The 24,348-nt window shown below is 47.4% G+C and carries 22 protein-coding genes; 20 read left to right on the top strand and 2 right to left on the bottom strand.

What is annotated here, in order from left to right; genetic code table 11:
• Positions 1–165: 165 nt before the first annotated feature.
• From FEN17_RS06205 to FEN17_RS06125, 18 genes are all read left to right on the top strand, one after another.
• The gene (locus FEN17_RS06205) at positions 166–1,443 is read left to right on the top strand and encodes a hypothetical protein (protein WP_138364409.1); all 1,278 of its coding nucleotides are present in this window, start codon (positions 166–168) and stop codon (positions 1,441–1,443) included.
• Positions 1,444–1,537: 94 nt separating this feature from the next.
• Positions 1,538–2,032 carry a DUF6934 family protein gene (locus tag FEN17_RS06200; RefSeq protein ID WP_138364408.1) on the top strand — a complete coding sequence of 165 codons (495 nt, stop codon included), beginning with the start codon at positions 1,538–1,540 and terminating at the stop codon, positions 2,030–2,032.
• 24 nt (positions 2,033–2,056) lie between these two features.
• Positions 2,057–2,203, top strand: coding sequence for a hypothetical protein (locus FEN17_RS27230; protein WP_171037848.1), 147 nt, complete (start codon positions 2,057–2,059; stop codon positions 2,201–2,203).
• A gap of 103 nt (positions 2,204–2,306) precedes the next feature.
• Positions 2,307–2,762 (top strand): NUDIX hydrolase, encoded by a 456-nt coding sequence (locus tag FEN17_RS06195; protein WP_138364407.1) that lies wholly within the window; start codon positions 2,307–2,309, stop codon positions 2,760–2,762.
• Positions 2,763–3,058: 296 nt separating this feature from the next.
• Positions 3,059–3,529, top strand: coding sequence for a hypothetical protein (locus FEN17_RS06190; protein WP_138364406.1), 471 nt, complete (start codon positions 3,059–3,061; stop codon positions 3,527–3,529).
• Between the two features lie 120 nt (positions 3,530–3,649).
• On the top strand, positions 3,650–5,674 hold the full coding sequence (locus tag FEN17_RS06185) for a beta-L-arabinofuranosidase domain-containing protein (RefSeq protein ID WP_138364405.1): 2,025 nt from the start codon (positions 3,650–3,652) through the stop codon (positions 5,672–5,674).
• 79 nt (positions 5,675–5,753) lie between these two features.
• Positions 5,754–6,275: a (2Fe-2S)-binding protein gene (locus FEN17_RS06180; protein WP_138364404.1), complete on the top strand. Its 522-nt coding sequence runs from the start codon at positions 5,754–5,756 to the stop codon at positions 6,273–6,275.
• Positions 6,268–7,287 carry an FAD binding domain-containing protein gene (locus tag FEN17_RS06175; RefSeq protein ID WP_138364403.1) on the top strand — a complete coding sequence of 340 codons (1,020 nt, stop codon included), beginning with the start codon at positions 6,268–6,270 and terminating at the stop codon, positions 7,285–7,287. Before FEN17_RS06180 ends, FEN17_RS06175 begins: the two co-directional genes overlap by 8 nt.
• Before the next feature lie 13 nt (positions 7,288–7,300).
• Positions 7,301–9,538 (top strand): xanthine dehydrogenase family protein molybdopterin-binding subunit, encoded by a 2,238-nt coding sequence (locus FEN17_RS06170; protein ID WP_138364402.1) that lies wholly within the window; start codon positions 7,301–7,303, stop codon positions 9,536–9,538.
• A 173-nt stretch (positions 9,539–9,711) separates the two neighbouring features.
• Positions 9,712–10,821 (top strand): alpha/beta hydrolase, encoded by a 1,110-nt coding sequence (locus FEN17_RS06165; protein ID WP_138364401.1) that lies wholly within the window; start codon positions 9,712–9,714, stop codon positions 10,819–10,821.
• A 194-nt stretch (positions 10,822–11,015) separates the two neighbouring features.
• On the top strand, positions 11,016–11,846 hold the full coding sequence (locus FEN17_RS06160; RefSeq protein WP_138364400.1) for an SDR family oxidoreductase: 831 nt from the start codon (positions 11,016–11,018) through the stop codon (positions 11,844–11,846).
• Positions 11,847–11,865: 19 nt separating this feature from the next.
• Positions 11,866–12,765, top strand: a complete 900-nt coding sequence (locus FEN17_RS06155; RefSeq protein ID WP_138364399.1) for a helix-turn-helix domain-containing protein — start codon at positions 11,866–11,868, stop codon at positions 12,763–12,765.
• A 105-nt stretch (positions 12,766–12,870) separates the two neighbouring features.
• Positions 12,871–14,058 carry an imelysin family protein gene (locus tag FEN17_RS06150; RefSeq protein WP_138364398.1) on the top strand — a complete coding sequence of 396 codons (1,188 nt, stop codon included), beginning with the start codon at positions 12,871–12,873 and terminating at the stop codon, positions 14,056–14,058.
• Positions 14,059–14,109: 51 nt separating this feature from the next.
• Positions 14,110–15,531 (top strand): di-heme oxidoreductase family protein, encoded by a 1,422-nt coding sequence (locus FEN17_RS06145; protein WP_229208705.1) that lies wholly within the window; start codon positions 14,110–14,112, stop codon positions 15,529–15,531.
• Positions 15,532–15,547: 16 nt separating this feature from the next.
• The gene (locus FEN17_RS06140) at positions 15,548–16,663 is read left to right on the top strand and encodes an imelysin family protein (RefSeq protein WP_138364397.1); all 1,116 of its coding nucleotides are present in this window, start codon (positions 15,548–15,550) and stop codon (positions 16,661–16,663) included.
• Positions 16,664–17,998, top strand: a complete 1,335-nt coding sequence (locus FEN17_RS06135) for an HTTM domain-containing protein (protein WP_138364396.1) — start codon at positions 16,664–16,666, stop codon at positions 17,996–17,998.
• 42 nt (positions 17,999–18,040) lie between these two features.
• The gene (locus FEN17_RS06130; protein ID WP_138364395.1) at positions 18,041–20,230 is read left to right on the top strand and encodes a TonB-dependent receptor family protein; all 2,190 of its coding nucleotides are present in this window, start codon (positions 18,041–18,043) and stop codon (positions 20,228–20,230) included.
• Between the two features lie 92 nt (positions 20,231–20,322).
• A complete protein-coding gene (locus FEN17_RS06125) occupies positions 20,323–21,120 on the top strand; it encodes an NIPSNAP family protein (RefSeq protein ID WP_138364394.1) in 798 nt (265 codons plus the stop codon).
• Between the two features lie 29 nt (positions 21,121–21,149).
• On the opposite strand, the gene FEN17_RS06120 is transcribed toward FEN17_RS06125, so the two are convergent.
• Positions 21,150–21,500: a DUF6970 domain-containing protein gene (locus FEN17_RS06120; RefSeq protein WP_229208704.1), complete on the bottom strand. Its 351-nt coding sequence runs from the start codon at positions 21,498–21,500 to the stop codon at positions 21,150–21,152.
• Between the two features lie 177 nt (positions 21,501–21,677).
• Here FEN17_RS06120 and FEN17_RS06115 point away from each other — a divergent pair, with 177 nt between their 5' ends.
• Positions 21,678–22,697: an AI-2E family transporter gene (locus tag FEN17_RS06115; RefSeq protein WP_138364393.1), complete on the top strand. Its 1,020-nt coding sequence runs from the start codon at positions 21,678–21,680 to the stop codon at positions 22,695–22,697.
• A gap of 63 nt (positions 22,698–22,760) precedes the next feature.
• Here FEN17_RS06115 and FEN17_RS06110 read toward each other — a convergent pair whose 3' ends face one another.
• Entirely contained in the window at positions 22,761–23,363 is a 603-nt protein-coding gene (locus tag FEN17_RS06110) for a hypothetical protein (protein WP_138364392.1), read from the bottom strand.
• A 195-nt stretch (positions 23,364–23,558) separates the two neighbouring features.
• Here FEN17_RS06110 and FEN17_RS06105 point away from each other — a divergent pair, with 195 nt between their 5' ends.
• Positions 23,559–24,347 carry a mechanosensitive ion channel family protein gene (locus FEN17_RS06105; protein ID WP_138364391.1) on the top strand — a complete coding sequence of 263 codons (789 nt, stop codon included), beginning with the start codon at positions 23,559–23,561 and terminating at the stop codon, positions 24,345–24,347.
• Position 24,348: the final 1 nt, after the last annotated feature.

Here is a 24,348-nt window from a genome sequence, read left to right as displayed (position 1 = left end):
AGCCAGTTTCTTTTTTCCAATTCACCCGGACGTTTTTGCAATTGACCACATGAATGCTTCATTTGAAGCGAAAGCACTACGGAGTAGGATGAGAGGCGGTTTTACATTTGAGCATCGAAACAAAAAAAGCCGCTAGCACCGGCACTCTCAGCCATGCAAAATTTAATGAAATCAACCACAAAAATCTTACCACTCCTCTTTTTAGGACACCTTGCCTGCCAGGAACCGCAGCCAAATGTTGATCCTGTTGACACTGATCCACCCGCTTCTTCCACCGGCGATCCGATGCCCGTCGGCAAGCCCATCGGCGCACCGGTTACCAAAGTGATCGGGCCAGCCGGAGGTACCATCGAAATTCCCGAAAGCCGGATGGTTTTCAAATTTCCGGCGGGTGTCATTTCAAAAGAAACGCCGATCACAATCCAGCCAGTTGAAAATACGACGCCGCTGGGCATGGGTACCAGCCTGGAAATCACGCCGAAAGATGTAAAGCTGACGGGAAATGCGCAGGTAACCTGGAATTACACCGATGAAGATTTGAACGGAACGAATACGGATGTTTTAGGCGCGGCTTTCCAGGATGAAAAAGGTGTTTGGCAGGGCAGTAAGGACATTACCGTTGATAAAACTGCGAAGACTGTTACCGCACCGGTTTCGCATCTGGCGCACTGGTCTTTTTATGCGCAGTTCAGCCTGATCTCGGATAAAGACCGGCTTGCGCCGGGGGACAATTGTGAGCTAACCGCCAGATATATTGAAGGTTATAATGATCAAGATTTGGTTGTTCCGCTGACCGGACATAAGGTAGTCCGGAAAAGTATGGTCGTAAAATGGACGCTGAATGGTAACAAAGCGGGGGACGATGTGGATGGGGATTACGCGAATGTTGGCCAGCTGACGGAAGACCAAACCTGGGCGCTTACAAAATACGACGCGCCGCCGCGCGAGCCTGACGTGAATCCGGTTGCCGTGGCAGTGGAGCTGAACGTGAAGGAATTCGGGCATTTGATGCTCATTCACACCGAAAGAATCGAGTCGCCCTCCTCTCTGAAAATCGATGGACAATCGGACAGCAATCCGGTAGTGGGGCTTACACTGCATGGCAGCAAATTGTCGGGGATCATTCAGGATAAGACATTTACGCAAATGATGGTGGTTTTTAACATTGATCATTTTAGCGGAAAAGGCACTTATGAAATCAACAAGGGCCATACGGTAAGTATCAATCCAAGAAGCGGCAGCAAGGTGCCCTACCTCGACAGCTACTATAATGACCAGGCCAAATGGATCTCAGGCGGTGGCAAGATTACGATCACTGAGTATAATGGTCCTGGCAAACCCATCAGAGGCTCACTCTCCGGCGCCTTCTTCGAACCAACCCTGGGCGGCATTCTCAGCCACTCATCCTCCGCAAAATTCCGCGCACTCGCCGCGAGTTATTGAGGGCAGCAATCCAGCTACGACATTACTTTTTCGACACTGGCCCCGCAGTTTTTTGCGGGGTTTTTGTTTTGGAGGGTTTTGCTAGTTTTGCGGGATGAAGAGCACACACTATCCGACATTCCCGCTTGGAGCGGATGATTTTATCAGGTATCGTCATTTTATCCATATCGCCCACGCCTGTAAGTTTTTTAGTGAAGGTAAAAATGGTAGGTTTGAAATGAGGGTGTTGATTTCAAGGCATAAGCATAGTGAAGAGCTTGATAGTTATAATTTAGCTTTCGGGGTTTGGGATGAAGAATGTCAGGATCTGGATGATATGATCGAGATCAAAAATGGCGATTCGGACGTTATTCTTGCCACAGTTGGCACGCAAGCTTTAAAATTTCTTCAGGAAAATCCGAACGCAGGACTTTATGCCCAGGGAAGCACAACCAGCAGGACAAGGCTTTATCAAAGAGAAATCAGTAAAGTCATCGATTACCTACCACCAGATCTAAAAATTTTGGGAGCGATTGAAGGTGGGGAACCGGATGTTATTGAATTTTGCAAAGGGACTAATTTTTCAGGCTTTTTGCTGACAAAGAAATGAGTTGTATATTTAAATGATTACAATATGGCTACGATCGCGATGAAAGAGAAAAATGTAAATGTTCGTACGGAAAAGAAGGTTGAGGACTACAAAGATTTGACCATTATGCGAAAGCTGAATCAAATGGAGGAGGCTTTGAAGAAGTATCCGAGTTTAAGAAGAGATAAATAGGCTGTGACTTTGATTTCAGCTCAATAACAATAGCTCCGGTACAGTTTTGGCCGGAGCTATTTCTGTTTATATACTTGTTTAATATTTAAACCTAAAACCAACTATGCCCGAAAAAAGCGCTGGAATTTTGATGTATCGTCGCGGGAAAGAGGTGGAGGTGCTTCTGGTGCATCCGGGCGGGCCGTTTTTTGTCAGGAAGGATGAGGGGAGCTGGTCGATTCCGAAAGGGTTGTACCTGGCGCCGGAAGAGCCGCTGGCGGCGGCGATCAGGGAATTTGAAGAGGAGACCGGTGCTAATGTGGAGGGGAATTTTATCCCATTATCTCCGGTGAAATTGAAAAGCGGGAAGATTGTACTGGCCTGGGCAGTTGAGGGCGATTTTGATACGCAAAAATTGGTGAGCAATACATTTGATACCGAGTGGCCACCGCGATCGGGGAAGCGGCAGACATTTCCGGAAGTGGACCGCGCTGATTGGTTTACATTTGAGATAGCCCGAAAAAAATTAAATGAAAGGCAGGTCGCATTCGTGGATGAGCTCGAAAAGTTATTGGATTAGTAAGATTCAGGTTGTTTTTGTAACCGCTTTATATTCAAATGGAGAACTATAAACGTAATGTCTAAATTAAATTAATTTGTCTGGAAATAAACGTATTAAATTAACGTTGTAGCGCTATTTAATTTCCGGTACATCAATGTTTTCTTCGCTTTTTATTAATTCAGATTCAATGTAAATTCATAATTGAAACTGCTTTTTCCAGTAATTGCAAATCCGTCTAAATAACGGAAAAGTTTTTATAAGTTAAGTTCCTTGCTATTTTTGCAAATAATAATCACAGTAACCCATTATTTACGATGAAAGCAAGCGCGATTAAGTTTTTTTCTCCGGAAGAAAATGTCATTGTCACAAAGAAAACCAAAGAACAACCTAAGCTGACCGGATATGTTTCTGGCACCGGCAAGTTGGTCCTCCCTCCGAAAACACTAGAAGAATTGGCCATTGAGCCGTTGACTACACGTTTCAAAATCGGTACGCAGCAGGGCAAAAGAACTTTGAAATATCTTTACCTTATCCCGAGTTCTGATGAGTCAGGAACATTTGCATTATCAAAAAGCGGCCGTGGATTTTCTATTCCGCTGGATGTGATCCTGAAAAAAAATGGTGTGGATTTTGAACAAACCAAATTCACATTTACCATTTCTCCATTTAACTACGAAGAAGGTGTTGTAGGATATGAACTGGAACTTGGAAGCGCTGAGCCTAAGCCTGCTTACACAGGAAAGCCTCGTGGCCGCAAACCAAAAAATGCAGTTGCTGCCGAGTAGTCGCAGAAAAGTACAGACGATTTTCGTTGAAGAAAACCAATTTGACCAGGACGGTCGGATTGGTTTTTTTGTTTTAATTGGGCTTCCGTTTAACCGAACTTCCCCGCATTTTATTTCATCATGAAAAACACCGTCCTGTTTTTTTGCATTACCCTTCTTTCTCCGAATTTGCTCGCGCAAACACCCGGCAAAGTCAGGAAGCAACCTGACAAAACGCTTACAACAAATCGGAATAGTTACCAGGAATTGCCGCTGGGTGCGATAAAGCCGCAGGGCTGGCTGAGGGAAATGCTGATCCGGCAGAAAAACGGTGCGACCGGAAAACTGGATGAATTATATCCGCTGGTAATGAATAACCGCAACGGCTGGCTGGGCGGCGATGGCGATCAGTGGGAGCGGGGTCCCTACTGGATCGATGGGCTGCTGCCGCTCGCTTATATTTTGCAGGACGATAATTTAATTAATAAAGCCAAACCCTGGGTGGAATGGGCGATCAACAGCCAGCAGCCCGACGGGTACTTTGGTCCGTCCAAAGATTATCCAGGCGAAAAAGGTTTGCAAAGAGATAATAGTCGTGACTGGTGGCCGAAGATGGTCATGCTGAAAATTTTGAAACAATATTATTCAGCCACCAATGATCAGCGGGTAATTAAGTTGATGACCCATTATTTCTGGTATCAATTAAAAGAATTGCCTAATACACCGCTCGATCATTGGACTTACTGGGCGAAATTCAGGGCAGGGGATAATTTAATGGTGGTGTATTGGCTTTATGATATTACCGGTGAAAAATTCCTGCTCGATTTAGGCGAGCTGCTGCACAAGCAAACATTTGATTATACTGACTCCTTTTTAAATACTGATTTGCTTTCAAAGCAAGGCAGCATTCATTGTGTAAATCTGGCGCAGGGGATGAAAGAGCCGGTGATTTATTCGCGACATCATTCCGATCCAAAATATCTTGAATCGGTGAAAAAAGGTTTGAAAGATCTGGACAAATACAATGGTATGGCGCACGGGATGTATGGTGGCGATGAGGCGCTGCATGGTGCCAACCCGACGCAGGGTTCGGAATTATGCAGTGCGGTGGAAATGATGTTTAGTTTGGAAAGTGCCCTGGAAATTACCGGTGACGTGGACTTCGCAGATCGTCTGGAAAAAATTGCATTCAATGCTCTGCCTTCGCAAACAACCGATAATTACATGGAGCGGCAGTATTTCCAGCAGGCAAACCAGGTGATGGCGACGCGGCAGGTGCGGAATTTTGCGGATAATCACGGCGGTACCGATGTGTGTTACGGACTGCTATCGGGGTATCCCTGCTGCACTTCCAATATGCACCAGGGTTGGCCGAAGTTTACACAAAACCTTTGGTACAAAACCGCAGATAAAGGAATTGCCGCGCTGATTTATTCGGCTAGTGAGGTGAATACAACTATTGGAAATGGTACGAAAGTGCATATTGTGGAAGAAACCAATTATCCGTTTGAAGAAAATATACGGTTTAAATTAGCCTTTGATGAAAAAGAAAAAACCGTCGCATTTCCATTTCATTTAAGAATTCCGGCTTGGTGTAAAGAAGGGGAAGTGCGGGTTAATGGTGAGAAAGTGAAGCGTGAAAAAGGCGGCAACATTGTGAAGATCAATCGTGGCTGGAAATCCGGGGATGTGGTGGAATTGATTTTACCGATGCATATTTTTAAAAATAAATGGTATGAAAATTCCATGTCAGTGGAGCGCGGACCACTCCTTTATGCCTTGCGGATCGGGCAGGAAATGAAGAAGGTGACAAATGATGTTGACCCAATCGATTATGGTAGATATTATTATGAAGTACATCCGACGACGCCCTGGAATTACGCCCTTTTTGAAATACCGGAAAATAAACTGCCGACATTTTTTTGTGTAGAACCTGCCAAATCAGTTTCGAATTTTCCCTGGAACCTTGAAAATGCGCCGATCCTGATGAAGACAAAAGCGCGGCGCGTACCATCATGGAAATTATATAACGAAACGGCCGGTCCGGTACCTTTCAGCCAGATTTATAATATGGAAGTTTCGAAGGAAGAGGAGGAAGTGATTCTGGTGCCTTATGGTTGTACCAAACTGCGTGTTTCGCAATTTCCGGTGATTGGCAGGAAATAAATGATTCCCGGTTTTGGGAAGTCCTGATTTGGCATAGTTCTTATGACTATCATGCGCATTTACCAAACTCACCAGGAACGTGAATACAAATTTTCCCGATATACCTGCCAGTCCTAAAACGACATTCAGCGCCAGGCCAGTGACGCTGCGAATTAATGGTAACCCAGTCGAGCTGAATGTGCTTCCCTGGGTAAGCCTGCTCGATGCGCTCCGGGAATATGCGGGGCTGACCGGCACCAAAAAAGGTTGCGACCACGGCCAGTGCGGCGCGTGTACCGTGCTCTGCGATGGCGAACGGATCCTGAGCTGCCTGACATTGGCAGTTATGAAAGAAGGTTCGGAAATCACTACTATTGAGGGAGTTGCGCAAGATGGCGAGCTGCATCCGCTGCAAAAGGCATTCATCGAGCACGACGCATTTCAATGCGGCTACTGTACGCCGGGGCAGATTTGCAGCGCCATCGGCTTGCTGCGTGAAGGAAAGGCGGAAACCCGCGACGAGGTGAAGGAACTGATGAGCGGAAATCTCTGCCGATGCGGTGCTAACACCAACATTATCGATGCGATTATGGACGTCAAAAACCTCTCAGCACATGAATAACTTCGATTATTTCAGAGCTGCGAGCGTGCAGGAGGCGATCGGACTTTCGGTAGAGGAAGACGATGCAAAATACATTGCCGGGGGGACGAATCTCATCGATCTGATGAAATACAACCTGACCGATGCCCACACTTTGGTAGATCTTACCAAGATACGCGACCATCACGAAATCCAGGAATTACCGGACGGAGGTTTGCGTCTAGGTGCATTTGAAACCAATGCTAAAACGGCCTGGCATCCGCTGGTAGAGGGACGTTACCCGCTGTTATCCAGGGCAATACTCGCCGGCGCCACGGCCCAGATCCGCAACATGGCGACCAATGGTGGTAACCTGCTGCAAAAAACCCGCTGCTATTATTTTTATGATGCCAATGTACCCTGCAACAAGCGCGAACCGGGTTCGGGCTGCTCGGCGATCGGCGGCTATAATCGGATTATGGCGATTTTGGGTACGAATGAACATTGCATTGCTGTTTTTCCGTCGGATATGTGTGTAGCGCTGGCGGCGCTGGACGCGGTGGTGAATGTGGAAGGGCCGCAGGGTGCGCGCAGCATTCCGTTTGCCGATTTTCACAGGTTGCCGGGCAATACGCCGCAACTGGATAACAATCTGCAAGAGGGTGAGATCATCACCGGCATTGACCTGCCAGCCAACGGTTACGCACAAAATTATTCCTATCTGAAAATCCGGGACCGTAATTCCTATGCTTTCGCGCTGGTGTCCGTGGCTACCGGTTTGAAGCTGGAAGATGGGCATATTCAATCGGCGCGCATTGCGCTGGGCGGTGTGGCGCACAAGCCATGGCGGGATGAGGCGGCTGAAAATTTTCTGAAAGAGAAAGAGCCATCGGTACCGGTTTTTCGGGAAGCAGCGGAAATAATGTTGGCCGGAGCAGTTGGTTATGAGCACAATGCATTCAAGATAGAACTGGCAAAACGCGCCATTGTAAGAAATTGTATGATGGCGCTTAACCCGGAAACGCAGGTGCCTGGCGCAGGTCCTTCTCTTTAAATTCATCACAACTATGACATTGATACCATCAATCGGGCAGCCTGTAAGCAGGCTGGAAGGATACCAGAAAGTGACCGGCGCAGCCAAATATGCGGGGGAGTATAAAGCACCCGGAATGTTATACGGCTATGTCGTCAACAGTACCGTCACGAAAGGAAAAATAACACGTTTCGACACGGCCAAAGCAATGTCCCTGCCGGGCGTAGTTGAAGTATTTTCACATTTGAACCGGCCTTCGGTGGGCAAGTTCAGCCTGCAATATGCGGATATGGATGCGCCTCCGGGATCACCTTTCCGGCCTTTGCAGGATGACGAGATCATTTATAATGGTCAGCCGATCGGGCTGGTGGTGGCGGAGACTTTTGAGTTGGCGCGATATGCTGCGACGCTTGTGGAGGTTGAATACGCTACGGAATTTTTCCAAACCGATATCCGCCCGAATGTGAATAGTGCGCGGTCACCCAAAATCGGGATGGCGACCATGTTGAAACCGCCGCCGCCGAAGCCAAAAGGTGATTTTCAGAAAGCTTATGATGCTTCTTTCGCAAAATCGGAAGGGGAATTTTACCATAGTACCGAGCACCATAACCCGCTTGAACTGTTCGCCACAACAACGATTTATGAAGGCGACGGCAAGCTGACGATTTATGATAAAACCCAGGGTACGGTCAACAGTCAGCTGTATGTTGCCAATATTTTTGGTTTAAAATATAAAAATGTACGCGTGATCGCACCTTACGTGGGGGGCGCTTTCGGTTCTGCTTTGCGGCCGCAGTACCAGCTTTTTATGTCGGTGATGGCGGCTTTGGAGTTGAAAAGATCCGTGGTGGTGACGCTGGACAGAAGCCAGATGTTCACATTTGGGCATCGTCCGCAAACCATCCAGACAACCCAATTTGGTGCGGATGCGGATGGAAAAGTAAATGCCTTGCACCACGCCGCGATTGGCGAAACTTCCCGGTTTGAAGATTATACCGAGGTGGTTGTCAACTGGGCGCACATGATTTATCCGGCCGAAAATACCTTGATGCAGTATAAACTCGTGGAGCTGGATGTGTTTAGTCCGCTGGATATGCGGGCACCGGGCGGAGCTACCGGCATGCACCCGATTGAGACGACGATGGATGATTTGGCCTACAAATTGAAAATCGACCCGCTGCATCTAAGGCTTATCAATTATTCCGAAAACGACGCAAGTCTGAACCGGCCTTACAGTAGCAAAGAGCTGATGCAGTGCTATTTGCAGGGAGCTGAAAAGTTTGGCTGGGACAAAAGAGACCCGGAACCAAGGAGCATGCGCCACGGAAACAAGCTGGTCGGATACGGAATGGCGACGGGGATCTGGGAAGCGAATTCCCTGCCTGCGCGCGCTGAGATGATTTTGACCAAAGAAGGAAAATTACAGGTTAACAGCGCTGTCACTGACATCGGTACAGGTACATTGACCGTCATGACGCAGGTCGCTGCGGATGAGCTAGGGCTTCCGATGGAGGATGTTATATTTTCTTACGGTGATAGTAAAAAGCCCTTTGCGCCAATCCAGGGCGGTTCGTTTACAGTTTCAACAATCGGCTCGGCGATTAAAGCGGCAGCCGGATCATTGCGGAAAAAGCTTTTTAAAAAAGCAGCTTCCATGAAAAATGGGATGCTGAAAGGCTTGGAGCTGGAAGATGTGGTTTTCAAAAATGGGCGGATCGAATTGAAGACGGACCCGCTGACCTTTGTCACTTACCAGGATATTATTGCGGAAAATAATAACGAGCCGATCAAGGCACTCAAATTTTCGGTGCCAAATGTGCTCAAACTGAAAAAATACTCTCGCGCCACACATTCCGCGGCATTTGTGGAAGTGGAAGTGGATGAAGAACTGGGCGTGATCAATGTTACACGTGCAGTTACTGCAGTGGCGGCCGGGAAGATTATCAACCCTAAAACTGCCCGCAGCCAGATTCTCGGTGGGATGGTGTGGGGAATCAGCAAGGCGATCCGTGAAGAAACGATCACCGATCACCGGCTTGGAAAATACATGAACCAGAATTTGGGCGAATATCATATTCCGGTACACGCCGACATTCATGAACTGGACGTGATTTTTGTGGAGGAAAATGATGACATCGTCAACGCGCTGGGGACGAAAGGAGTAGGGGAAATTGGCCTGGTAGCGATGCCGCCTGCGATTGCGAATGCGATTTTTCATGCCACAGGGAAAAGAATTAACCACCTGCCGATCCACCTGAACGACTTGTTGTAGCATTTTCTCGGCACAGTAAAACATTCATTCTAATTTTTTAACATTTTAAAGAACACCCTACTCCTCCTAGCTCTAAAACATTCAATTTCTGGTGTTAAAGGCAGTTATGTGCATAGTTGGTATGATATTTCAAAAATGGTGGCGTCCATTTTCAAAACCATTTAAATACAACTATGAAAACTAATTACCGCATTGGCAGCATGTGCACTGCCCTGGTTTCACTTGCGATGATAGCGATGGTTACCACGATCATTTCTTGCAGCCTGGCCGATCACCCGCTACCGGCTTCGGTAAAACCGAAAGGTCCGAAGCCAGCCTGGGCGCCTAACATTCACGACGAGATGTGGGCGGTTGTTGAAAAATTATTGAGCTACGGCGACAAGCCGATTCCGAAGTCTACACCACAGGAGGCACGCATGAACCATACTGTGAAAGATGCGGTGAATGATTTGATCGGCGAGTTTAATGTGCCATTTCAAATCCCGATGGTCGATACGATGGGCGTGGAAATTCCTGTGGTAGGCGGCAACATTCATGCTCGTGTTTATACGCCGAAAACCGGCACGGCGCCATTTCCCGTCATTGTTTATTACCATGGCGGCGGCTGGGTGATTGCCTCAATCGACGTGTATGATGCTTCTGCAAGGGCTTTGGCTGAAAAGGTGGGCGCGATGGTAGTCTCCGTCGAATACCGCAAAGGTCCCGAATTCAAGTTCCCAACAGCACATAATGATGCATTTCAGGCTTATGAGTGGGTGCTGAACCATGCCGCATCCATGCACGGCGATCCGATGCGCATGGGTGTAGCGGGCGAGAGCGCGGGTGGAAACCTTGCAGTTAATGTCAGTATCAAAGCAAGGGATAACGGAATCATGATGCCGAAGCACCAGCTGCTGGTATACCCGGTTGCCGGCTCGGATACCACGACCGAATCATACAAGAAATATCACGATGCAAAGCCTCTGGACAAACCGTCTATCGACTGGTTTTTAATGCATTACCTGACCAATGTGTCTGTTGAATCAAAAGACAAACGCATTGACCTGGTAAATGCTAACCTTATAAATTTGCCTTCAACCACGATTATCAATGCAGAAATTGACCCGCTGGAAACCGAAGGCAGTATCCTGGCAGACAGGCTCAATGCTGCGGGTGTAAAAGCAACCCGTAAAATGTATCCAGGCACAACACACGAGTTTTTCGGCACGGCGATCATTGTACCTGAAGCAAAAGAAGCGCAGGATTTTGCGGCTGAGCAGTTTAAAGAAGCGTTTAAAAAATAGAAAGATCTGCTGCCCAGGCGGCCGTTCTAATTTTAGAAGAAGCCCTGTAAAATTTTTGCAGGGCTTTTTATGCAGCATAACCTCGTCCTGCCAAAGCTTCCGGCATTCCGTATCAGAGTTCCGGATTTTTGTATAAATGTTCCTCCTGGCTGCCCGGTAGCTTTGTCTCATTATTCAAACAGACGTTTATCGTGATGACAAAGACAATTTTTATTACCGGCGCTTCCAAGGGTTTTGGCCGGTTATGGGCTGAGGCATTTTTGAAAAGAGGGGATCGTGTAGTGGCTACCGCCAGAAATACGGACGCACTCAGCGACCTGGTCGACAAATACGGCGATGCGATTTTACCGATCCAGCTCAATGTAAATGACCGCGAAAAGGGTTTTGCCGCAATCCAGCAGGCGAAGGCACATTTCGGAACATTGGATGTGGTGATCAACAACGCGGGTTACGGTTTGTTTGGTACCATCGAGGAAACCAGCGAACAGGAAGCCCGAGATCAGATTGAAACAAACGTTTTCGGAACATTGTGGATCACCCAGGCTGCGCTGCCAGTGATGCGGGAGCAGGGATTCGGACATATTATTCAGGTTACCAGCGTTTTAGGCTTGGTTACTTTGCCGAATTTGGGCTTGTATAATGCTTCCAAATTTGCTGTCGAGGCGATCAGCGAAACCTTGGCGAGTGAGGTGAGTGACTTTGGGATAAAAGTAACGCTGGTAGAACCGAACGGATTTTCGACGGATTGGGGCGGACCATCGGCGGTTCACAGTAAGGCGCTGCCGCAGTACGATGCAGTACGCGCAAAACTTGCCGAAGGTCTTACAGAGGATTTCGTCGGCGACCCGGAGGCAACGTCCGAGGCAATCCTGAAAGTAGTGGACGAAGAAAATCCACCGTTGAGAATTTTCTTCGGGAAAGTAGGGTTACCTTGGGTAAACCAGGTATATACCGACCGTTTGGCTACGTGGGAGGCGTGGAGGGAAGTTTCGGAAGCGGCACACGGCGGCGCGAAGGTTTTGTAAACCTCAATCCATTTCGACAATGAAACATTTCCGGCGTATCAGTGACCTGTACCGCTTAAATAACCTGACACCTTCTGCCCATCCGCAAATAAGTCTGCTGACTTGCAGGGAACTAGCTGCATGCAGCATTTACAACAGTGAATTCACGACCGATTTTTACATGATCACATTCAAAAAGATCAAGTCGGGGAATTTCCTGTACGGACGGACGAAATATGACCATGACAATGGTTCGCTGATGTTTGCCAAGCCGCGGCAGGTTACCGAGATCCGGGATGTTGAATTGAATGAAAAAGGGTTTATCATTTACATCCATGAGGATTTTCTGAATGGTCACCCGCTGCATTCGGAGATACGGAAATACAGTTTTTTCGAGTATGAAACGCGGGAAGCGCTGCACCTTTCGCCCCGCGAAGAGGAAATTATATGGGATTTGTACCGCAAAATCGAAACGGAATATCTCAATAATACCGATGAATACAGCCGCGACATTATGCTCACGCACCTGGATTCGATCCTCAAATACTCGCAGCGGTTCTACAAAAGGCAGTTTATCCACCGCACCGAAATTTCGGGGAAAATGGTTTCCCGGTTCAATGAAAGCCTGGTAACCTACTTCGAAAGCGGGATGTTCCAGAAAAAAGGATTACCCACCGTCACCATGATGGCAGACCAGCTCAATACGTCACCGCGCTACCTGAGTGACCTTTTGAAACAGGAAACCGGAAAAACGGCGATGGAGCTTATCCATATTTTTTTGATCTCAGAAGCCAAAAATATGCTCATGGGTTCTGACCAGACTGTGGCGGAAACCGCGTATCAGCTCGGTTTTGAAAATCCGCCTTATTTTTCCAGGTTGTTTAAAAAAGAAGTAGGGGTAAGTCCGGTACAATTCAAAAATAGTTTGGTGGTAGTTTGACCGTGAGCGCCAATTAAATTTTGATTAATTACTAATTGAAATCAGTCTAAATTGCAATAATTCTTACTTTTGTGCCCGAACCATTTTTCACTAAAAATTTTGGGCATGAAAAAATATATTTTACCATTCGCTTTGCTGGGATTTCTGGCTGCCTGCGATTCCGATGACGAAGAGCCGACAGTTGAGACAATCACAAATCAGGCAGTTGTAAATAATTATGCAGATATCGTCCTCGCCAACTACGACGACGCAATAAAAACAGCCAAAGATCTTCAAACCAAAGTCAATGCATTTGTAGCCGCACCATCGGCGCAGGGCCTGACAGACTGTAAAAATGCCTGGCTCGCCGCCCGGGTGCCTTACCTCCAAACAGAAGCTTTCCGTTTCTATGACGGCCCGATAGACGGGACCGACGATAATTTCGAAGGTCTGATCAACGCCTGGCCGCTTGATGAGGCGTACATTGATTATGTGGTTGACTCCGCCAAGATAACCCCTCTTCAAAATGTGGGTGTGATTAATGATCTGACAGGTTATCCGACTATCACAGAAGCGACAATTCTGGCAGATAATGGAAAAGAGGGCGATACCGACGTGAGAGTAGGTTATCATGCCATCGAATTCTTGCTTTGGGGCCAGGATTTTTACGCTGACAGTCCCGGAAAGCGTCCCTACACCGACTATCTTACTACCGGCGGAACTGCCAAAAATCAGGCGCGTCGCGGTACCTACCTTAAAATTGTCACCGATCTTTTAGTAAAAGACCTTGAATCCGTGAAAGCGCAGTGGGAAACCACCGGCACTTACCGCAAGGATTTTACTGCTGCTGCCAATGTAGATAAGTCTCTGGCGAGCCTCATTATGGGAATAGGCAAGCTGACCAAAGGCGAACTTTCCGGTGAGCGCATGACCGTGATCATGGAGTCGAAAGAGCAAGAGGATGAACATTCTTGCTTTTCGGACAACACGCATAATGACTACATCTACGACGAAGTCGGTATTTATAATGTATATATCGGAAAATACACGCGCACAGACGGAACTGTGGTTGACGGGCCGGGTGTAGATGATCTGGTAAAAGCCAAAAATGCTGCTGCCAACACTGATATGATCGCAAAACTGGATGCTGCGACTGCGGCTATCAAGGCGATTCCGCCGCCAATCGATCAGGCTGTAAAGAAAAATCAGGATGCTTTCAAAACGGCTATAAATGCTTTGCGTGTCCAGGCTGATCAGCTGACGGTTGCGGCAAATGCAATTGGCCTCAATGTGACCATTCCAGAAAGTAACTAAGTTTTTTTGCTACGCTAAGACGCTGCGGAGCGGGTTTTAATTCATTTCAAATTGAAAAACGGGATCAGGCAACAGGTTTTCAGGACTATCTGGTTATTGGGTTTGGCGATTTTCAGCCAATGCAGCAAACCGGAATTGATCAGGGAGCCTGTTGCCGAAACCGACGAAGAATTTTCGGGTGGCAGGGAAGGCACTGTCTCAGACAAATCCGCCAATGCCTTCGGAAATTCTTTAATCAGCCTCACTTCCAGCGAAGTTGATCGATTTGTGATCGGCAACTCTTTTAACCGGAATAATTGGGTGACGGCGCCTTCTTCTACTACGGCGCGCGACGGCCTCGGGCCATTTTTCAATGCTAGCTCCTGCTCGGCCTGCCATTTTCAGGACGGACGCGGGGCGCCGGTTTCTCTAACCGACCAAAAAATCACACAATCCTTACTTTTCCGCCTCTCCATCCCAGGAAAGGGCGAGCACGGCGAGCCGATTTTTGATCCGAATTACGGCGAGCAGTTCAATCCTCGGGCGGTTATTGGCGTGGAAGCGGAGGGCGATGTATCTGTAAGTTACCAGGAAATGCCGGGCACTTATCCTGACGGAACTGCTTTTTCGTTGCAAAAACCGACTTACACCTTCTCCAATCTGAAATACGGGCCTATGACCGGCACATTAGTTTCACCCAGAATTTCGCCGCAAATGTCGGGCGTGGGGCTTCTGGAAGTGGTGGCTGAGGAGACCATTTTAGCATTATCCGACCCCGATGACCGCAACAATGATGGTATTTCGGGCCGGCCGAATTACGTCTGGGATTTTAGAAAAGGGAAAAAGGCACTCGGAAGATTCGGCTGGAAGGCCAATCAGCCAACCGTAGAACAGCAAACTGCGGGCGCATTCAACGGGGATTTGGGGGTCACTTCTTCCATGTTTATGACGGAGGGACTTACTGCCGCACAAAAAGCAAAATACGGCGCACTGCCAAATGGCGGGGCACCAGAAATTACCGACAACCTTTTCGAAGATGTTGTTTTTTATATTAAAGCATTAGCTGTACCTGCACGAAGAGGCTGGCAAGACCAGCAGGTTTTGACCGGCAAAGCATTGTTTACCCGGGCCAACTGCACCGGCTGCCACGTAGCTAAAATGTTGACCGGCCGCTCGGAATCACCGGATTATCTTTCAGCACAAACGATCAGACCTTACACCGACCTTTTGCTGCACGATATGGGCACCGGCCTGGCAGACAACCGTCCCGATTATGAAGCTACGGGTACAGAATGGCGCACGCCACCACTTTGGGGAATTGGTCTGGTAAAAACCGTAAACAAGCATACCAATTTCCTGCACGACGGTCGCGCGCGGAATGTGGAGGAGGCCATTTTATGGCATGGCGGCGAGGCGGAAAAGTCGAAGCAAGCTTTTATGACTTATAGCAAAACCGACCGCGAAGCACTTTTGAGATTTATTGATTCTTTATAAAAAGATATTTGAAATAATGCTGAAAAAAATAAGCTGCATATTGATTGTCAGTGCTTTAATAATTGCCTGCTCTTCGAATGATAACCCGGATCCGGTAGACGGACAAAAGCGCACCGCCATGCTGGACAATGTGGGGACGAATGTAATCTTGCCGGCTTTCGCCAGTTTTGAAACTTCCGCAACAGCCCTGACCGAAGCCACCACTGCGTATGCAGCCGATTTGAAAAATGCACAAAAACTAACTGCTGCGCAAAAGGCCTGGGTAAGTGCCGCCGAAAGCTGGAAAGTGGCGTCACTTTTTAGTCAGGGGCCCGTGGAAACGGAATTTCTTTCTTCTGCAATTTATTTTCCCAGCACCAACTACACCGGCATCGAAAGCGCGATCACAAAAACCGGAGTGACCATTGATAATGCTTATATCGAAAGCCTGGGTGCAACATTGAAGGGCCTGCCTGCGATCGAATACCTGCTTTTCAGTACTTCCGGGAATAATGCGGTGATCGGGAATTTTGCCGGGATTAATGGTGGAAAAAGGGGCGAGTACCTGAAAGCATTGAGTGCAAATCTGCAAAATCAGGCCACATTGGTTTATTCCAAATGGAAACCTGATGGTGGAAATTACCTGAAAACATTCAAGGAAGCCGATGGCCGGGATATTAACTCTTCGCTCGGTATGTTGTCCAACAAAATGATCGACCTCGTGTATACGATTAAAGATGAGCGACTTGGCGCGCCGCTGGGTAAACGTAATAATGGTACCCCACAGCCTGGAATGGTCGACGCGAAGTTCAGCAATGCTTCGCTGACCTTATTAAAAGCCGAGCTGCGCACGCTGGAAAATACATTCAGCGGAACGGGCGCAGGCAACAACATTGGTATCGACGACATTCTTGACGAAGCGGGCGCAAAATCCGGCGACCAGCTGCTGAGCGAAAAAATCAAAGCACAGTTTGCGGCGGTGAAAGCGAAAATCGACGCGATCGGTGATCCGCTGAGTACCGCGATAACCGGGCAAACTGCTGCGGTGAGCGCGGCCTACGACGAAGTGAAAAAATTGCAGGTGCTGATGGAAGTGGATATGATCAACAACCTGGGTGTACTGCTGACATTCAGCGATAATGACGGTGACTAAATGATCAGAAAGTGGATACGTCAGGGACAGGAACTGATTGGCAGCGAGTCGCTTGCCTTTTTCAGGATCGTTTTTGGCCTGCTGCTTTTTGTGTCCGAGATCCGTTTTATTGCCCGCGGCTGGGTGGACGATTTTTACGTCAAACCCGGTTTCTTCTTCCCATTTTACGGTTTCGAGTGGGTACGCCCGCTGCCTGCTCCTTACATGCACGGGGTATTTTACGCACTGGCAGTACTGGCGCTGCTGATTGCGCTGGGGCTGTTTTACAGGTTTGCGATCGTTATCTTTTTCTTCCTTTTCACCTACGTCGAGCTGCTCGACAAAAGTGTTTATCTCAACCATTATTATCAGGTAAGTTTGCTGGCGCTGCTCATGTGTTTTTTGCCCATGAATAGCAGCTACTCTCTTGATAATGTTTTATTTAGCCAAACAAAAATCCTGAAAATCCCTGCGTGGATGCTCGGCGCTTTACGTGCGCAGGTAGGACTGGTGTACTTTTTCGGAGGGGTGGCGAAGCTGCGCTACGACTGGCTTTTCGAGGCGCAGCCGTTGCGGATATGGTTAGCTGCCAACCAGGACTTTCCGGTCATCGGGCCGCTGCTGACTCAGGTTTGGGTAGCTTTTGTACTAAGCTGGTTTGCGATGCTTTTTGATCTCAGCGCACCTTTTCTGCTGAGTATGAGGCAGACGCGTATTTATATGTATGTCGTGATCGTGGTCTTTCACGTGCTCACCCACCTGCTTTTCTACATCGGCATGTTCCCGTGGATGATGATCTGCACCGCGCTGATTTTCTTTCCGTCCGGTTTTCACCAGACGTTTCTTCGTACGATTTTGGGTCAGACCAAAGGACTCTACATGCTTAGCGAGGTATCATTCCGAAAGTACCGATTTGCAATTCCTTTTCTGGCGATTTTCTTCCTTTTCCAGTTCTTCATGCCATTTCGCAGCTATTTTTACGGCGGCAATGTACTGTGGCACGAGCAGGGTTACCGGTTTTCCTGGAACATTATGCTGATGGAAAAAAACGCGTCGCTGGAATATGAGGTAAAGGTGAAAAGCAGTGGGAAAAGTTTTGTGGTGAAACCGGAAAAATTTTTAACCCGGATCCAGGCCAGGCAATGCAGTTTTCAGCCGGATATGATCTTGCAATTCGCTCATTATCTGCACAATTATTATCAGGAAACGGGTCTCGGCGATACCGAGATCCACGCAGTATGTTATGCCTCGGTCAATGGCCACCCGAGTAATCTGCTGATCGACCCTAAAACCGACCTGGCGTTGGTACATGACAGTTTTCGTCCAAAAAAATGGATCACGGACTGGCGGAACTGACAAATTTTGAAGTGAAAAATAAGGGTTTGACCCAAAATAAAAGTGTTAAAAAAAGCCGCGATTTCTACTAGTCTTCTTTGCCTGTTTGTGCTGCCAGCTTGTTTGGCGCAAACTGAAAAAACCAAAAATCTCGACGAGCTGCGCGTCATTGAAAAGAAGCAGAATGTGAACGGCCTGCGCCGCCTGGCGGACGTGGAAAATATGGGGATTTACGCCGGGAAGAAAAATGAAGTCATTGTTTTACAGGGTGTTAATGCCAATCTTTCCACCAACAATGCGCGGCAGATTTATGCCCGCGTCCCCGGTGTGAACATTGTAGAAAACGATTCTTATGGCATCCAGCTGGGCGTCGCGACGCGGGGCTTGAACCCCAATCGTACCACTGAATTCAATTCCCGCCAAAACGGTTACGATATTTCTGCGGACCCGATCGGATACCCTGAAAGCTACTATACCCCGCCAGCCGAGGCCATCAGCCGCATTGAGATCGTGCGCGGGGCTGCTTCGCTGCAATATGGTACGCAGTTTGGCGGCCTGCTAAATTTTCAGTTTAAAAAAGGCAATGTTGATAAGAAAGTAGAATTTGAAACCCGCCAGACAATCGGCACTTACGGTGTTTTTACTTCTTTTAATGCACTCGGCGGGCAAATCGGGAAGGTAAATTATTATGCTTTTTATCAGCACAAACAAGGCGATGGCTGGCGCGATAACACCCAATTTAATGTCAATACCGGCTACGGATCGCTGAATTGGGATGTATCGGAAAAGCTGAAAATCGGAGGTGACATTACGTTGATGGATTACCTGATGCAGCAGCCGGGCGGGTTGACCGACGCGCAGTTTGCCGAGAACACGCGCGCCAGCTACCGAAACGGAAACTGGTTTAAAGCCAAGTGGTACATTCCCGCCGCGCACGTGGATTATGCTTTTACCGAAAAGACGAAATTTAATCTGCGCACATATGGTTTGATCGCCGAGCGGGGATCTATTGGCAACATTATCAATCCTTTGCGGGATAAAACCGATACCACAGCCCGGCGGCAGCTTTCCTACGATCATTACCGCAACTGGGGAACCGAGCTGCGGTTTTTGCACCGCTACGAAATCTTTAAAAAAACTTCCTCCCTACTGCTCGGAGCGAGGTATTTCCACGGACGGACTTCCAAGGCGCAAGGTACCGGCGCAGGCGGTAAAGGTGCTGATTTCCAGTTTTCTGACAAGTCCAGCATCGATGAATTTGATTACCTTTTTCCGTCCCACAATGCGGCGTTTTTTGTTGAAAATGTACTTTGGCTGACGGATAAATGGAGCGTTACGCCCGGTTTCAGGATGGAATATATCAATACCAATGCGCGCGGATTCAGTATCGAGGATAAAACGAATGAGGTAGTGCCCGGAAATCAGCAAAAGACGCGTTCATTTCCTTTGTTTGGGATCGGGCTGAATTATGCGGTTTCGGAGGGTTCGGAGGTTTATTTCAACATTTCACAAAATTATAGTCCGGTCAATTACTCTGACATTCAGGTGCGTACGCCCAATTTTCAGGTCGACCCGAACTTGAAAGATGTGACCGGTTTCAATGCGGACCTCGGCTTTCGGGGACAGCTGAAAGATTGGCTGAATTTTGACCTAAGTGCTTATTATTTAGACTATAACAATCGGATTGGCATCATCCGCAAAGCCAGCGACGATGGGCTGGAAGTGATCCGGTACCGTACGAATGTGGGCCGCTCCCGGAGCCGCGGCGTGGAAGCATTTGGAGAAGTGAATCTCCTGAGAATGTTTTCAAAATCTGAAAATGCGGGAGATTTGTCGCTTTTTGCCAGCATTGCCTATACCGACGCTGCTTATACCAAGGCAATTAACCCGTTGCTGACCGCCCTGATTGTCGGGAAACAAGTAGAATTTGCACCGAAAATGATCCTGCGTACGGGTGTTACATTTAAAAAATCGCGTTTCAGCACGACGGTCCAGCTTGCTTACACAAGCCAGCAATTTTCCGACGCCTACAATTCTTCCCATACGGCCGACGGACTTGTGGGGGAAATTCCGGCGTACAAGCTGGTGGACTGGACAGCGAACTATCAGATGAACAAATTTAATTTCAGCCTGAGTGTCAACAACTTGCTGAACGAAAAATATTTCACCCGCCGCGCTTTGGGTTTTCCAGGGCCGGGTATCATTCCCAGCGACGGCCGCACGGGCTTCCTGACGGTTGGATTCAAGATATAAGGTTGAAATTTGCGGGAAACGGACTAGGTAAAGTTGCCCGACCCGAGACTTTGGTAGGAGAGTTTTACTATCTATCGCAAATTTCTTAACCTATGAAAACCATTTTTACCGGCAGGCTTATTCTGTTTTGCATGCTGCTCACTTTCTCCACTTCGGCAGGCATTTTTGCAGCCCCGCCCAAGCGTGATTTTTACCAGATCAAGGTATATACCATCAAAAATAAAGACCAGGAAGCACGGCTCGATGGCTACCTGAAAGACGCTTACATTCCGGCACTGCACCGGATGGGTGTGAAAACGATCGGGGTTTTTAAGCCTACTAATGCAGATACGGCTTTATATGGCAAAAAGGTGTATGTGCTTACGCCGATGAAATCGCTGGACCAGCTGCTGACTTTGCCCGAGAAACTGAAAAAAGATGCCAGCTACCTTTCGAGCGGCAAGGATTATATCGATGCGGAATACAAAAATCCGCCTTACACAAGGTTTGAAACCATCGTTTTGCAGGCTTTCGAGGATGCGCCGATGATTACGCAGTCAAAGCTGACTGTACCAAAAAGCGAGCGGATCTATGAATTGAGAAGCTATGAAGGCCACACCGAAAAGATCCATGCGAACAAGGTCAAAATGTTCAATGCGGGTGGCGAGGTGCCACTTTTCAGCCGACTGGAATTTAACTCGGTATTTTATGGAGAGGTTATTGCTGGCAGTACCATGCCTAACCTGATGTATATGACTACTTTTTCGGATAAAAATTCGCGGGAAGAACATTGGAAGGCATTCTTCGCTTCGCCCGAGTGGACGAAGCTGAAAGCCGATCCGCAGTACCAGAACAATGTTTCCAAAAATGTGACGACATTCCTTTATCCTGCGGACTATTCTGATTTGTAATTTAGGTAAAAGCCTCATAGTGAAGCTCATCAGGGGTGGCGATCGTCTTCCCAGATGAGCTTTTCATTTGATCTTTCCTTGAAAAATTCAGGGCACTTGCCGTCTCCCGAGCCTCCAAAACCGCCGTCCGGCGAACAGATTACCGCACAATTTTCGTCCAGCAAAACGCTCGGAATGTCGCAGCACCGCTGCGGTATATAGTACACCGTCTCACCCTTGAAGGTATACCTGTAAATTTTCGCCGGCGGGTTCCAGACACCTTCCGCGAGGATTTCCTTGATCTTATCCTGTATACAATCGGGCGTACCTTTTGGTACATCGTCTTTGCTGCAACCGGCCGTGATGATAACAAGCAGCAACAGTTTCTGTAAACTTTTCATAGGGTGATTTTGAATCTATCTGATTTTTATCAGGACAAAAATAATATTGTTTTCGTTGGCCAAGGTTTGAAAAAAGTTGACAAAACCTTTGAAATTCTGTCTTGCTACAATAGCTAATTCTACAAAACAGCTGGTATAGTAATTGTGGAACGGTTTGATGCATTAAATCTCCCCCACATGAATCCAGATTTTAACAACAGACTCAGGCAGATTTTCTTTTTAGTGCTGGTCATCGCGCTGTCAGTCACCGTTTTCAAACAATTATATACCTTTTTTCCTGGCTTCCTCGGGGCACTGACTTTATACATTCTGTGCCGCAGATGGTATTTTTATTTGACATTAAAAAAGAAGTGGAACAAAAGTCTGACCGCTATTTTGTTCATGGTAGCGTTCCTGGCGTGCATTGTAGCGCCCATCTATCTTTCCCTGCAAATGGTTTACAATAAGATCAATGTGATCATCAAAGAACCGGAGCAGGTCAACCATGCGATCAATGCTATTTCCAATCAGATCAAACAGTGGACCGGGCAGGATTTGTTGACAAAAGAAGCGACTGCGGATTTGAAAAAAAGAGTTACCGGATTCATTCCCATCATCCTCAACAGCTCGGCGACTATGCTCGGAAACTTGCTGATGATTTTGTTCCTGGCATTTTTCATGTTCCAGAACGGGCATGATATCGAAGACAATCTGAAAAAAAATATTCCCCTCAAACGTCGTAACATTGACCTCTTTGCTGATGAAATCATTGGGATGGTACGGGCAAATGCGCTCGGGATACCGCTGATTTCCGTGATTCAGGGCATTGTTGCGGTGGTCGGCTATTGGGCGTTTGGGATCAAAGACTTTCTCCTGCTCGGAATGGTGACTGGTATCTTTGCGTTTTTTCCGGTCATCGGAACTGCGCTGATCTGGATCCCGCTGGTCATTTTCCTGTTTTCCACCGGCGAGAGCGGTAAGGCGATCGGCTTGCTAGCTTATAGCGTCATCATCATTGGCAACATTGATTACCTCGCGCGGATTACCTTCCTGAAAAAGGTAGGAGATGTACATCCGGTCACGACCATTCTTGGTCTGATCGCGGGCTTAAAGCTTTTTGGTTTTTGGGGATTTATCTTCGGTCCGCTGCTGATCAGCTTGCTGCTGGTCATGTACCGTGTTTACAAAAGCGAATTCGTTACGGAGCCAGAATCTTGATGTAGAGAATTGTTTTCAATATGACGCAACAACAAAAAAGCCGGATCTAAGTCCGGCTTTTTTTTAAATTTCTGTATCCGTTTTTGAGTCAATTTTGTAATCAGCAAAATCTTTCTGTTTATCGGACGATTTGTAGACAATCTTTTTAAACCGCAAATCGCTCACAATTTCCTCGATACTTTTTGTAAAACTTTTCTGGGCTTTTTCAGGAGCAAAACGATCGCCGCTGAATGTCAGGATTTCTTTGTTATCCCCGGAGAGTGATACCTCGATTTTCTCCTGACCAAGGATTTCCTTTTTTGAGCTTACATAAGCGTCTCTCAGTTCCGGAAATTCCTTTTTCTGGATTTTCACCATTTTATCTTCCAGCACTTTCCTTTTTTCTTTGATAGCCTTGTCTTTGTTGGCTTTTACTTCATTATAAAGCGCGGTATTCGATTTGTGCCACGAAAGCTCCGTCGCGATATCCGGGATCTTGTCATCTTTCGCCAGTTTCTGATCAATGTCACTGATCTTGTTATTGATAAAGAGGGTCATGTTTTCGTTGGCCGCCGTATCAATTTTCTTGGGTTTCATAAAATGCATCCCCAAACCAACCACCGCTGCAACAAGCAGCAGGATCATGATGATATTGCCAACTCTTCCTTTTTTGTGTTCTGTTTCCATGGTCTTTTATAGTTTTTTCGAATTCGTTTTGTTAACCTGAAATGCGTTTTGCAGCGGTGCTAAAATGCTGCGAAATCAAGTTGTAATGGTCAAAAAACGTGCCAAAAGCCAATCACCCTTGCTAATCTGACAATGCGGCCAGATTTTGGAATGGATTTTTCAGCGCAGGTTTTTTTGAATTTTACCCTTTAAAAAATGAAGCTTACCCAATTTTACAACCAGGCCTATGCGTGGATTCTTCGCACCGGGCCGTCTCTCTTACTGGGCATCGGTGTATTGATCATCGGTTTCTGGCTTATCAGAATTTTGTCCCGCTGGCTGAATGGTCACATGTTCCGGAAAAAGATCGACCCGTCACTCACGCCGTTTCTTCTAAGTGTAACTATCACCACATTGCGGGTGCTGCTGATCATTTCGGTGATGCAGATTGTGGGCATCCAAATGACCGTTTTTGCCGCTCTGGTGGGCGCTATCGGCGTTGCAGCCGGCCTGGCGCTGTCGGGAACATTGCAGAATTTTACGAGCGGCGTACTCATTTTGATCCTCAAACCTTTTGAAGTAGGCGATAACATTGTGGCGCAGGGGCAGGAGGGGACCGTGCAGGCGATCAAGATTTTTTATACCATCGTGAATACGTTTGATAACCGGCTGGTGGTGATCCCCAACAGTAAGTTGTCCAACGAAGTCATCATCAACCTGAGCGGGCTGGGCAGTCGCCGGCTGGATATTGAGCTGAAATTCAGCAATGCGATTGATTTCAATGTACTAAAAAGTACCATCGACAATGTCCTCAACAATGCTCAAAATGCCCTGAAAGTACCCGAATGGCGCATCGGGATATCATCCATCGAATCGGACGGCTACAAAGTGATGGTGAATGTCTGGCTGGATTCACATGGTTATGTGGACACCAAAATGGATATCCAGGAAAAGATCATGAACGGCCTGAAAGGTTCAGGATTAAAGTTACCGGGGATGGTATAGC

Source organism: Dyadobacter luticola (genome assembly GCF_005860805.1).
GTDB lineage: Bacteria > Bacteroidota > Bacteroidia > Cytophagales > Spirosomataceae > Dyadobacter > Dyadobacter luticola.
This window is presented reverse-complemented; position numbering and strand designations above follow the sequence as displayed.